The following is a 13,223-nucleotide window of genomic DNA, read 5'->3' as shown; positions in this document are numbered from 1 at the left end:
TTGTTATTTCCTCACGATCAGAGAACCGATTTCTTCACCGCGCATTAGACGCATCACGGCACCCGGTTCAAATACATTCATAACCCGCATCGGCAAGTTGTTATCCCGGCACAGCACTAGCGCAGTAGTATCCATGACGTTAAGACGCTGATCGATGGCTTCGTCGTAGGTCAAACGCGGATAAAATACCGCATCAGGCACTTTCACAGGATCGGCCGAATAGACGCCCTTGACCTTGGTGGCCTTGATCATCAGTTCAGCGTCGATTTCGATGGCGCGCAGACTGGCGGCGGTATCCGTGGTGAAAAACGGATTGCCGGTGCCGGCGGCAAAAATGGCAACCCGGCCTTTTTCCAGATGGCGGACTGCCCGGCGGCGAATATAATCTTCGCAAACCTGATTGATTTTCAGCGCGGTCATAACCCGCACCGGCTGGCCCAGATATTCCAACGCATCCTGCATGGCCAAGGCGTTAATCACGGTGGCGAGCATACCCATCTGATCGCCGGTGACCCGGTTCAAACATTCCGACGCTTTTTCGCCGCCGCGCAAAATATTGCCGCCGCCAATCACCAACCCTACTTGGATACCGGCGTCGCACAGCTCTTTCACCTCTTGAGCCAAGCGTTGAACGATATCCGGGTCGATACTGCCGCCCCGCTCGCTCATCAGTGCTTCGCCGCTCAACTTCAGTAAAATTCTCCGACAAATCAATTGACTCATATTCAAATATCCAACGTAAAGGGTAAAAGCAACGGATTATCCAGAAAAATAAACCCGGATGACCGGGTTTATTGATTGGGTTGGTTAACCTCTGACTTGCGCCATCACTTCGGCCGCGAAGTCCTCTTCTTTCTTTTCAATGCCCTCGCCGACTTCGAAACGGGCGAAACGTACCGCCGCATTGCCTTTCTCTTTCAATAGCTGGCCGACGGTTTTGCTGTCGTCCTTGATGAAAGCCTGGCCTTGCAGCGTGATTTCCGCCAAAAATTTGTTAACACGGCCGGAAACCATTTTTTCCACGATGTCGGCCGGTTTACCTTTGATTTTCTCTTCTTGTTGCGCCAAGAAAATTTCTTTCTCTTTTTCGATGGTTTCCGCAGCAACTTCATCTGCCGAAATGCACGCAGGTTTGCTGGCGGCAATGTGCATTGCGACGTCTTTACCCAGCTCCGCATCAGCTTTAGCCAACTCGACGATTACGCCGATTTTGCTGCCGTGCAGGTATGCCGCTTGACCGCCATCGGTGGTGGTGTATTTGACGAAACGGCGTACGGTGATGTTTTCACCGATTTTAGCGATCAAAGCCCGGCGGGTTTCGTCTACGCTGACGCCGGTGCTCAATACCATCGTTTGCAACTCTTCGTCGCTATTGACGTTGCTATTCAACAGGCTGTTGACGACGTCGTTGGCGAAACCGATAAAGTCGTCGCCTTTGGCTACGAAATCGGTTTCGCAGTTCACGTCAACCATTACCACGGTTTTGCCGTCGTCGGATACTTTAACTCCGATTACACCTTCAGCTGCGATACGACCGGATTTTTTGTCTGCCTTGGCCAGACCCGATTTACGCATGTTCTCGATCGCCAGCTCCATGTCGCCATTGGCTTCGACCAAGGCTTTTTTGCACTCCATCATGCCCGAACCGGTACGTTCGCGCAGTTCCTTGACCATCGCCGCACTAATACTCATCTCTTTTTCCTCAAATTTATCAACTAAAAAAACGCCTCACAAAGGAGGCGTTTAAAAGACATTCTGTTCTGAACGCTAAGTCCAGGCGCCCGGCAGCACAGCGCCGGGCACTTTAAAAATAATTAAGCCTCCGAGGCCACTTCTTCGACAAACTCGTCGGCTTTAGACGACGCGTCCATCCGCAAGGCTTTGGCTTCCAAAATAGCTGCCGAAGCGCTTTGGCAGTAAAGAGTAACCGCACGGATAGAGTCGTCATTACCCGGAATCACGTAATCGATTTTTTCCGGAGAGTTGTTGGAGTCAACCACGCCGACCACCGGAATGCCCAATTTTTTGGCTTCCATGATCGCATTCTTTTCGTAACCGACATCCAACACGAAAATCACATCTGGGGTACCGCGCATGTCTTTGATACCGCCCAAGCTACGCTCAAGCTTTTCCAGCTCGCGCTCCATACCCAGCGCTTCTTTTTTGCTGAAACGCTGGTACAAGGTACCGTCGGCTTTCATCGCTTCCAGTTCTTTCAGGCGATTGATAGACTTCTTGATGGTTTTGAAGTTAGTCAGCATACCGCCCAACCAACGATGGTTGACGTAGGGCATGCCACAACGTTTCGCTTCTTCGGCCACCGCTTTACGCGCGGCTTTTTTAGTACCGACGAACAGGATGGTTCCTTTATTCGCGGTCATTTGACCCAGATAGTTCATCGCATCATTGAACAAGGGCAAAGTTTGCTCTAAGTCGATGATATGAATTTTGTTGCGGGCTCCAAACAGATATGAAGCCATTTTCGGGTTCCAGTAGCGGGTTTGGTGTCCGAAGTGAACACCCGCTTCCAGCATTTGACGCATTGACACTGCTGCCATTTACTTCTCCTAAAATTGCCGAATAATTCGGCTTTGGGTTACGCCTCCACTCGCCCCGACCAGTGACCGAAAACCAACGGTTTCCAGCACCCCACCGACCGTGTCGACAAGTGTGAGTATTGATTACATAGTGAACTTACCTTTATACCATGATTACAATTTCACAACAACTTCAAGTCTGATAGACTCCCCAAATCGTTCGCAGGGCGGCAGTCCGATTTTGGCGCAAACCCGGCTCGATTGTACCCGCTATCCAAACCATTCTCCGACCCGATGACCATAATTATCAAAACCGCCGACGAAATCGAGAAAATGCGCGTTGCCTGCAAATTGGCGGCAGATGTGCTGGACATGATCGCTCCGTATGTCGTCGCCGGCGTCGCCACGGAAGAGCTCGACCGGATCTGCCACGAATATATCGTCGACGTCCAAAAAGCGATTCCGGCACCGCTGAATTACCGGGGCTTTCCGAAATCGATATGCACTTCGATTAATCACCAGATCTGCCACGGCATTCCCAGCGATAAAAAACTAAAAAACGGCGATATCGTCAATATCGATATCACCGTGATCAAAGACGGCTACCATGGCGATACCAGCAAAATGTTCTGCATCGGCGAGGTGAGTCCGCATGCCAAACGTTTGGTGGACATCACCCGGGAAAGTTTGTTTTTAGGCATCGAACAAGTCAAACCCGGCGCGTATTTCGGCGATATCGGCCATGCCATTCAAAAACACGCGGAAGCCAACCGCTATTCGGTCGTGCGCGAATTCTGCGGCCACGGCATCGGCAAAAAATTTCACGAAGACCCGCACGTCATGCATTTCGGCAAGCGCGGCGAAGGCGCGATGATCGAGCCGGGGATGATATTCACGATAGAACCCATGCTCAATCTCGGCAAGCGCCACATGAAAATCCTGCCCGACGGCTGGACTGCCGTTACCAAGGACCGCAGTTTATCGGCCCAATGGGAACACACGATTCTAGTGACCGACCAAGGTTACGAGATACTTACCTTAAGACAGGAAGAACTGTGAGCCCATTTCCGTTCACGGAAAACGACTTTTTAGGTTGTTTCAAGCATGAAAACCCGATTACGGCGTTTAAAAACGCTATTAGCGCGGAAAACTCCCATTTAAAACTGCGATTCAACCCGGACCAGGCGACTGCCGGCCTGCTTACGGAGAAAGCTCGGTTCATCGACAATATCCTTACCGCCTGCTGGCTACATTTTCTCGGCCCGGCAGCGGATATACACGCACTCATTGCAACCGGCGGCTATGGCCGTAGCGAACTGTTTCCCCATTCGGACATCGACATTCTCGTTTTACTGGCCGACGCCGACGCCGCCGATTACCAACATTCGCTATCGGGCTTTTGCAATTTTCTGTGGGATATCGGCCTGAAACCGGGTTTAAGCACGCGCGATGTCGATGATTGCGTCATAGCAGCCCAGGATGATCAAACCGTGTTTACCAGCCTACTGGAAATGCGCCTGATCGACGGCAACACCGAGCTTTTCGAAAAACTAAAAGGCAAAGTCAGCTCCGATGCCTTATGGCCTTCCGACCGATTTTTCCCAGCCAAGATGCTGGAGCAACAAAAACGGTACGCCAAATACCACGATACGGCTTACAACCTGGAACCGAATATCAAAGAAGGTCCAGGCGGGCTGCGCGATTTACAGGTTATTAGCTGGGTATTCAAACGCCACTACAATGCCTCGTCGCTAAGGGAATTGATCAAATACGGCTTCCTACCCAAGTCCGAATACGACAACCTGATCACGGCGCGCGACATTTTGTGGCGACTGCGGTTTGCCTTGCACAATTTGACCAACCGCTGCGAAGACCGCCTGGTATTTGACTATCAGCGGGAACTTGCCAGCCAATTCGGCTACGTCGACCGCAACGACCAGCCGGACGTAGAACAATTCATGCAGTTCTACTTCAAAACCGTGGTCGACATTGAACGGCTGAACGAAATGCTGCTGCAATTGCTTAACGAGCGCCTGATCAGCAACAAGGAAAGCCTGGCCCCGATTCCAATAACAGCCAACTTCTCGTCGATAGACGGCTACCTGGAAGTCAGCAATAAAGACGTTTTTCAAAAACAGCCACTGGCTTTACTCGAAATATTCCTGATCCTGCAGCAATCGCCGTCACTTAAAGGCATTCGCGCCAGCACGATTCGGCTGATCCGCAAAAATTTGCCATTGATCGACGAAGATTTTCGCAACAACAAACAGGCTAACCGCCTGTTCATGGACATCCTACGCCAGCCGCGCGGCATCACCAGCCAACTAAAACGCATGAACCGCTACGGCGTGCTGGCAGCTTATCTGCCGGACTTCGCGAATATCGTGGCCCGGATGCAATACGATTTATTCCATATTTACACTGTTGACGAGCACACGCTGTTCGTGATCCGCAATCTGCGCCGCTTCTCACTGGCCAAGCACAACAATGAACTACCCTTTTGCAACAACATTTTTTTGCTAATTGCCAAACCCGACATCCTATATTTGGCAGCATTGTTCCATGACATCGCCAAAGGTCGCGGCGGCGACCATTCCACGCTGGGCGAAACTCTGGCGCGTAATTTTTGCCTGCAACACGAACTATCCAACCACGACACCAAAGTCATTACCTGGCTGGTGCGCCACCACCTGCTGATGTCGATGACCGCCCAACGCAAAGACATCAGCGATCCGGAGGTGATCCATACCTTTGCCCTGCAAGTCGGCAGCATCGAATATTTGAATTACTTATACCTGTTGACCGTGGCCGACATCCGCGCCACCAACCCGAGCTTGTGGAACACCTGGAAAGATGCACTGCTGAAGGAACTTTACATCTCGACCCACCAAGCACTGCACCGGGGCTTGCACAACCCGGTAGCCCGTTCCGAACGGGTGCAGGAAAACAAGAAGGAAGCACGCGAAGAACTGCTGAAACTAGGTATATCGAAAACCACGATTAAACATTCCTGGCAACACCTCAGCGACGATTATTTTTTACGCTACTCTGCCGACGAGGTCGCCTGGCATACCATCGCGATCGCCGCCTGCCAGGAAAGCGAACTACCCCTGGTGCTGCTCAGACCGCAAACACAACGCGGCAGCGCCGAAATATTCGTCTATACCCGCAACGAAGACTTATTGTTTTCGATCTGCACGGCAACCCTTGACCAACTAGGCCTGACCATCCTGGACGCCCGGATCATCACCACCGCCGACCAGTATGTTTTGAACAGCTTTCAGGTGCTGGAACAATCCGGCGAAGCAATCAACGATCTGTACCGGGAGGTCCATATCTGCAATGCACTACGCCAAGGACTGATTGCCAAAAAAGTGAAAACCTCTAAAAACATCCACAAACAATCCCGACAGGCCCGTCATTTCCCAATTGAAACCAGCATTACCTTTTTGGACGATCCTTCGCACAAACACACAATCGTGGAACTGGTGACAACCGACCGCGCCGGCCTACTATCGACAATCGGCCGCGCCTTTACCGAACTCGACATCCAGCTGCACGACGCTAAGATCACGACCATAGGCAGTCGCGCCGAGGATATGTTCTACATCACCGACCCGCAATCGCGTCCGATCGACGACGAGAACAAAAAACAACAATTACGAACTACAATGCTCAGGTATCTGGAATTGAAAAACTGAGCACGACTAACCGGCGGACAGCCGCTGGCCGCGCGCCAATTTTGGCAAACGTCCTTCCAAGCCCATAGCCGCCTTCATGACTTTATTGCGCGCCGGCGTGATGCGCTGAGCCAAACCCAGGCCGAGATTGCGCAACAACTTGACCGGCAGAATGTCGTTGCTGAACGAGCGGTAAAACACATCCATGACGGTCATCATTTTCAAGTTTTCGTTACGCCGCATCGCCTCGTAACGCCGCAGCACCGAGACATCGGCAAAGTTTTTGCCTCGGCCGTGCGCATCGACCACCACCTCAGCTAAAGCCGCAGCATCCAGCAAACCGATATTGACCCCCTGCCCCGCCAACGGATTGATCATATGCGCCGCGTCTCCAACCAAGGCGACGCCTTGTTTGACGTAGGCTTGCGCATGCTGGCGCCGCAACGGAAAACTTGCCACACCCAGCACCTGTTTCACTTCGCCAAGACAATCCGGAAACGCTGCGACCAACTCCGCCTGCAACCGCTCAAATGGCAGGGCTTGTAAGCGTCTGACCTCATCCGGCGATTGGTACCAAACGATGGAGCCGTAATTCCCGGTCAACGGCAGAAACGCTTGCGGCCCGGACGACACGAAGCGCTGCCAGGTAATATCCTGTTGCGGATAGGCCGTTTCGATGTAAATCACCAGCGCGTGCTGGTTATAATCCCAACTGGTAACGCCCAAGCCAACCGCCTGCCTTACTCTGGAGTGACCACCATCGGCCGCGACCAACAACTTAGCTTGCAGCTCCCGACCATTCTCCAAAACCACACGAGATTGAGCGCCGTCATAATGAATGGCTTTGATCGCTTGCGGCATTAATAGCTCCACATTATCAAAATCACGCAATCTATCGAGTAATGCTAATTGCGTAACCCGATTTTCGACGATATAACCTAATTCGGGATAGCTGATATCGGTACTATCGAACAGAGTATCGCCGGAATTTTCCCAGACGCGCATCCGGCGAAACGGACAAAAGCGCCGCGACGTCACTCCGTCCCAAGCGCCGACGGTTTCCAGGATATTTTTCGAGGCGATACTAAGGGCGGAAACCCTTAGATCATGCGGCTGATCGGCAGAGAACGGCTGCGGGGTTTGCGCTTCTAACACGGCGACCTTCAAGCGGCTACCGCCCAAACTGCATGCTAACGCGGCACCGACCATACCGCCGCCCACAATAACCACATCGATTTGTTCTTTCATAATTGATCACAAAGTTTTAAAACAGAAGCCTGGAGCCGCACTCAGCAAGTTTAAATGCGCGAAATGACAGAGACAGGCCTACATGGTATGATTGGAAAGTTTCGCCGACTGAAATTCGGAAGTTATTGCGCGTTTTTCCCCGCTCGTTGAGACGACTCTAACACGCAGCAGGCAGAAAAACCATAAACAGCGTTTTCGGCAAGGAAAACACCGGTAACGCATCAATCAGTAGACAGGATCTGGATAGCTATGATTAAAAACGCCCAGAAAATCAATTCAGTACACATGCTTTACGACGCCGACTTGTCTCAGGACAGTTGCGGGGTCGGCTTCATTACCCGCAAGGACAGCAAACAGACCCACGAACTGCTGCTGAAATCGCACGAAGCACTCTGTACCATTCCGCACCGCGGCGGCATGAGCGCCGAGGGCATCGGCGACGGCGCCGGGGTCAATATCGACCTGTCTTTGAAGTTTTTCCGCAAAGTCACCGGCAACCCAAGCTTGATATTGGGCCAATTCGGCGTAGCCAACTTCTTTTTTCCGGAAGACCACACCCATTACGACTCCGAAGCGCAAAAACTGGTCGAGGAACACCTGAAAGAATTCGAGCTACCGGTTTTGAAATGGCGTGAAGTGCCGGTCGACACCTCGGTATTGAACGCTGCCGCGGTCAAAGCCCAACTACCGATCAAGCAGCTGATTTTCGGCCGGCCGGCGTCGTTGCAAGACGCCAGCCACGAGGCATTCGAAAAACACATCCAGCAGGCCCTGCTGGCCATCGAAGCCGACGGCTTCAATCGTCCGGAATTGCAAGGCTTCTACCCGCTATCCATGAGTTCGCGCACTCAGGTGTATAAAGGCCGCTTGAATTCGTTCGAGGTCATCCCTTACTTCGTCGACCTGTACGACGCCGACCACGAAATCAGCACGCTGTTCTTCCACACCCGTTTCTCCACCAACACCGCGCCGGCGACGATGATGGCGCAGCCCTTCCGTTATATGGCGCATAACGGCGAGTTGAACACCGACAAGAAAAACCGCTTGAGCGAAAACGCCATCGCCCGGCAAAATAACAAGCACATCGTGTTTCCGTGCGGCCAGTCTGACTCCGGCCGTCTCGATCAAACCCTAACCCGTCGCATCAACGAAGACGAACTCGACATCGTCACCGCAATCCTGGCGATGATGCCTCCAGCCTGGGAAAACGACCCGACCCTGTCCGACGAAGTTCGCGCCATGCTGGAATATTTCAGCTTGTACGAAGAAAAAAACGACGGCCCGGCAGCGCTGATATTCAATGACGGTACCCGCGTCGGCGCCCGCCTGGATCGTTTGGGCCTGCGGCCGCTGCGTTCGGTCGAAACCGCAGAATATCTGGCCGTAATGTCGGAAGCCGGCCAAATCGACTTCCCTCCCGAACTAGTATTGCGCCGAGGCCGGATTGAGGCCGGCGGCATGCTGTATTTCGACCACAACACCGGCGAGTCTTACGACAGCCACCAGGTCATGGCGCGTCTGGCTAGCGAAAAAGATTACAAGGCGATGTTGGCGCAGCGCTGCGTGCACATGGATCAACTGCCGAAAGTGGAACTTTCCGAGATCGGTAGCGACCACGCGCTGAACACAGAACAGCGCCACACTGCGTATTCTCTGAACCAGGAAAGTTTCAAATTCCTGCTGGATCCGATCCTGCAAACCGGCCTGGAAAAAGTCTCGGCGATGGGCTATGGCCTGACCCCGAACGCACTGAGCTCGGCCGAGGGCGGCATGTCGCGTTATTTCAGCCAGCGCTTCGCTCAGGTCACCAATCCGCCGCTGGATTCGCTGCGGGAAAGCGACGGCATGACGCTGCGCGTCGCGCTGGGTGCCAAACCGACCTTCGCACCGCCGACCAGCAAACAGTTGATGATCGAATCGCCGATTCTACAGCGTACGCAACTGGAACAAATCCGCCGCCAAACCTTGGTCAAAACCGTGACCCTGGATATGCTGTATACCCCCGACTTCGACGATGCCGCGCGCAACGAACAAGCACTGGAACACGCATTCCTGGCTGTGTGCGAACAAGTCGAGCAAGCCGCGCGCAACCATACCGGCATCATTGTTCTAAGCGATGCCAACATCGGCCAAACCCGCGCAGCGATCCCGGCCTTGTTGATGATCGCCGCCGCTAACCAGCATCTGGTCAAACAGGGCCTGCGCTTCAATTCATCCATCATCATGGAAACCGGCCAGGCCGCCAGTCCGCACGATGTAGCAACGATTTTGGGTTTCGGCGCTTCGGCAATTTGCCCACTCAGCGTGCATAACCGGGTCATGACCGAATATGCCGACGAAGCCGGCCGCAAAAAAGCCCTTTACAACTTCCAGAAAGGCGTCGAAAAATCGCTGATGAAAACCATGGGCAAATTCGGCCTCTGCACTGTGGAAAGTTACATCGGCGGCGAGTTTTTCGAATCCAACTATCTGGACACCGACGAGCCGAAATTAAAACCCTATTTCCCGAACATCAACTCATCGGTCGGCGGTGCGCGCTACGCCGACATCGCCGCCAGTTCCTGCGAATGGCATCATAAGGCTCTGTCGGTGCAGAGCGAAAACGATATCCCGTTCCTGGGCCTGTTCAAAGAACGTCAGGACGGTGCCGGACACACCTTCGGCAATACTGCGGTGCGCGAATACATCGCGATGACCGACGAGCCGATTCTGTATATCCCGCAGCAACAGGCTAACGAAGCCAGCGATAATGCTTACCGCGATTTCGGCTACGAAAAACGTACGCCGGCGCAAATCGACACTTTCGGCATTACACCGGCCTATCGCAGCTTTACTCGCAATCTGGCTCAAGAGCGTGCCAACCGGCCAGCCGCATTGCGTGACGTGATGGAATTCCCGGTCGATATCGCGGACGCCGAGACCCAAGCCGATTTCGATCGCCTGCTCGGCAGCCAAAACCTGCATGGCAATAACAACTTTCTGGTCCGCGGCTTGAAAGTTTCGCGCACTAACGGCGCCGTGTTCAAAATCGAATTGACCGAAAACTCGAACAAATCTCGGCTGGAACAACTGGCGGAACATCTCAAATCACGTTTCGCCGACCAGGATTTCTCAGTCGCCATCGAAGCCGACAGCCTAAATGCACGGATCAACGATACCGACAGCATACTGTATTTTTACCTGAGCAACCTCCGCAGCAGCCGCGAGCGGCTGGACTTAGCGAAGGTACAACCGGCGCACGAAATCACCCCAACTTTTGCTTCCGGGGCCATGAGTCACGGCGCATTGTTGGCCGAGGCCCACGAAGCGGTCGCGCAAGGTACCAACATTGCCGGCGGTATGAGCAACTCCGGCGAAGGCGGCGAACACTCCAGCCGCTTCGGCACGATTCGCTCCAGCAAAATCAAACAATTCGCGTCCGGCCGTTTCGGGGTTTGGGCCGGTTATTTGGCCGACCCGAATCTGGAAGAAATCGAAATCAAAATCGGCCAAGGCGCTAAACCGGGCGAAGGCGGCCAATTGCCGGCGCCGAAAGTCTCGGTGGAAATCGCAGCCTTGCGCGGCGGTACGCCGAAAGTCGAACTGGTTAGCCCGCCACCCCACCACGACACGTACTCGATCGAAGACTTGGGCCAATTGATTCACGACGCCAAAGCCGCCCGGGTTAGGGTCGTCGTCAAACTGGTTTCCTCCGAAGGTATTGGCACGATCGCCGTCGGCGTCGCTAAAGCCGGCGCGGACGTCATTAACGTCGCCGGGAACACCGGCGGCACCGGCGCCGCGGCGGTCACCAGTTTGAAAAACACCGGCCGCTCGCCGGAAATCGGTATCGCCGAAGTCCACCAAGCCTTGGCCGTGAACGGATTACGCGATAAGGTCACGTTACGCTGCAGTGCCGCGCACCAGAACGGCACCGACGTGGTCAAATCGGCAATCCTCGGCGGCGACTCGTTCGAATTCGGCACCACCGCATTGATGATGCTGCGCTGCGTGATGGCAAAAAACTGCAACATCCGCTGCCCGGCCGGCCTGACCACCGCCCACGAGGAATTCAAAGGTGATCCGCGCGTGTTGGCGCAGTTCTTCATGAATCTGGCCCACGAAGTGCGGGAAATTCTGGCCGACCTGGGTTACACCAGCCTAAAAGAGATTCGCGGTAAAACCGAGCTGCTGCATTTAATCAACCATCCGAGCATGATCGGGCAGTTGAATCTGCAAAAACTGTTGGCGGAAGTACAGGAAATCAAAGTCGAAAAGCCGATATACCTGGAAAAAGACTTTACCATCGACGATCTGATCTTCGCGCAAGTGAAAACAGCTTTGTTCGAACAAGGCCACAAGCAAGTCGTGATCGAGGGCAGCGAGTTCAAACTCAACAACCGCAACAAAACCGTCGGCGGCCAAACCGCGATCGATATCGAGCGCTTATTGCACTATGAAATGAGCGCCGAGCAAATCGCCGCCAGCCAAATCGTGTACACCAATCAACACGGCCGCCGTTATCTGGCGGACGATACCGTCATTGTTCGCACCCACGGTTCGGCGGGACAAAGTTATGCGGCATTCAATAATGACGGTATGCGCATGGAGCATACCGGCACTTGCAACGACGGCGTCGGTAAAACCGCTTGCGGCGGCGTAATCGTGATCAAGTCACCCGGCGGCGGCTCGAATAAACCTGGCGAAAACGTATTGATCGGCAACTTTGCCTTGTTCGGCGCCTCCGGCGGCAAAGCCTTCATCGAAGGCGAGGCCGGCGACCGCTTCGCGGTGCGCAATTCCGGCGCGATGGCGGTGGTCGAGGGCGTCGGCGATTTTGCCTGCGAATACATGATCAACGGCGCGGTCCTTAACCTGGGCGGTTTCGGTAAAGGTTTCTGCACTGGCATGTCCGGCGGCAACGCCTACCAATACGACCCCGAAGACCGACTGGAAGAACTGTACGACGACAGCTCGGTCAGTATCCATCGATTGACCGACGGCGGCGAAGTCGCAGCCAGCCACGAACAGTTCATCCGTTATATGCTGGAGCAACACGTCGAGCATACCGGCTCGACCAAAGCCAAAGCGATTCTCGCCGATTGGGAACAACAACGCGGACATTTCAAATTCGCGCTGCCGCTGTGGCTGAATCGTACCCAAACCGCGGAGTATTTGAGCAAATCTCTGGACCGAAAAGCGATGATCGAAGAGTTGTCGGTGGCATTCGCGCAAAACCAGATCGAACAGATCAAGCAAGCGCACAAAACCGGTAATGCTTTGTTCAACGGCGCCATACCCGGCTACGGCGAAACCGACAGCGAGTTGACGCTGAAACTGATCAACAGCTATGCGGTGGTTGACAAGGCCCAGCAAATCGCTCGCGACCAGCTGATCAAAGCCAATATGCCTTTGACCCAAAGCTTGATCGATAAATACGCGGAGAAACTATTGATGGAGCGTCCACGCAAATTGCAAGACGCATTGGTGAAAAACATTCGCGAGGCCTACAGCCAATACGACGATCAACAATTGGCGACGCTGATGGCGGAAAAGCGCTTGAACGACTATAAGACCACGTTGAAACTGCGCGACGTCCAAAGCATTTATTCAATAGGCTCCACCGCCTGGATTATCGAGCAGGACCGCTTCAACCGCCAAGCGCTGGCGGGCGTGCCAACCATCGACAAGAATTTGGCCAGCCTGGAAAGCCTGAGCATCGTCAAGGAAATGCTGGAAACTGAAGCCGCATAACCTTGGCCGGTCGGGTTACAGCGCA

7 protein-coding genes are annotated in these 13,223 nt (G+C 53.8%); 3 read left to right on the top strand and 4 right to left on the bottom strand.

The window, feature by feature from the left end; genetic code table 11:
- Positions 1-3 precede the first annotated feature (3 nt).
- From pyrH to rpsB, 3 genes are all read right to left on the bottom strand, one after another.
- Positions 4-723: a UMP kinase gene (pyrH, locus tag PL263_RS03345; RefSeq protein WP_140914005.1), complete on the bottom strand. Its 720-nt coding sequence runs from the start codon at positions 721-723 to the stop codon at positions 4-6.
- Between the two features lie 84 nt (positions 724-807).
- Entirely contained in the window at positions 808-1,692 is an 885-nt protein-coding gene (gene tsf / locus PL263_RS03340) for a translation elongation factor Ts (RefSeq protein ID WP_140914004.1), read from the bottom strand.
- A gap of 122 nt (positions 1,693-1,814) precedes the next feature.
- A complete protein-coding gene (rpsB, locus tag PL263_RS03335; protein WP_140914003.1) occupies positions 1,815-2,558 on the bottom strand; it encodes a 30S ribosomal protein S2 in 744 nt (247 codons plus the stop codon).
- A gap of 273 nt (positions 2,559-2,831) precedes the next feature.
- Between rpsB and map the strand changes: the two genes are divergently transcribed.
- Together map and glnD are read left to right on the top strand one after the other, a co-directional pair.
- Positions 2,832-3,596 (top strand): type I methionyl aminopeptidase, encoded by a 765-nt coding sequence (gene map, locus PL263_RS03330; RefSeq protein WP_278211679.1) that lies wholly within the window; start codon positions 2,832-2,834, stop codon positions 3,594-3,596.
- The gene (gene glnD, locus PL263_RS03325; RefSeq protein ID WP_278211678.1) at positions 3,593-6,238 is read left to right on the top strand and encodes a [protein-PII] uridylyltransferase; all 2,646 of its coding nucleotides are present in this window, start codon (positions 3,593-3,595) and stop codon (positions 6,236-6,238) included. Before map ends, glnD begins: the two co-directional genes overlap by 4 nt.
- Positions 6,239-6,244: 6 nt before the next feature.
- Here glnD and PL263_RS03320 read toward each other — a convergent pair whose 3' ends face one another.
- Complete coding sequence (locus PL263_RS03320) at positions 6,245-7,465, bottom strand: FAD-dependent monooxygenase (protein WP_278211677.1); 1,221 nt, start codon at positions 7,463-7,465, stop codon at positions 6,245-6,247.
- Between the two features lie 249 nt (positions 7,466-7,714).
- On the opposite strand from PL263_RS03320, the gene PL263_RS03315 reads away from it, so the two are divergent.
- Entirely contained in the window at positions 7,715-13,198 is a 5,484-nt protein-coding gene (locus tag PL263_RS03315; RefSeq protein ID WP_278211676.1) for a glutamate synthase-related protein, read from the top strand.
- Positions 13,199-13,223 lie beyond the last annotated feature (25 nt).

This window comes from Methylomonas sp. EFPC3, from assembly GCF_029643245.1.
Taxonomy (GTDB): Bacteria; Pseudomonadota; Gammaproteobacteria; order Methylococcales; family Methylomonadaceae; genus Methylomonas; species Methylomonas koyamae_B.
Note: the sequence above shows the minus strand (reverse complement) of the source record. Positions and strands in the feature narration are given on the sequence as shown.

Coding starts and splice junctions, on each gene's coding strand:
- rpsB (WP_140914003.1), bottom strand. CDS start 2,558: ATGGCAGCAGTGTCAATGCGTCAAATGCTGGAAGCGGGTGTTCACTTC.
- pyrH (WP_140914005.1), bottom strand. CDS start 723: ATGAGTCAATTGATTTGTCGGAGAATTTTACTGAAGTTGAGCGGCGAA.
- tsf (WP_140914004.1), bottom strand. CDS start 1,692: ATGAGTATTAGTGCGGCGATGGTCAAGGAACTGCGCGAACGTACCGGT.
- PL263_RS03315 (WP_278211676.1), top strand. CDS start 7,715: ATGATTAAAAACGCCCAGAAAATCAATTCAGTACACATGCTTTACGAC.
- map (WP_278211679.1), top strand. CDS start 2,832: ATGACCATAATTATCAAAACCGCCGACGAAATCGAGAAAATGCGCGTT.
- PL263_RS03320 (WP_278211677.1), bottom strand. CDS start 7,465: ATGAAAGAACAAATCGATGTGGTTATTGTGGGCGGCGGTATGGTCGGT.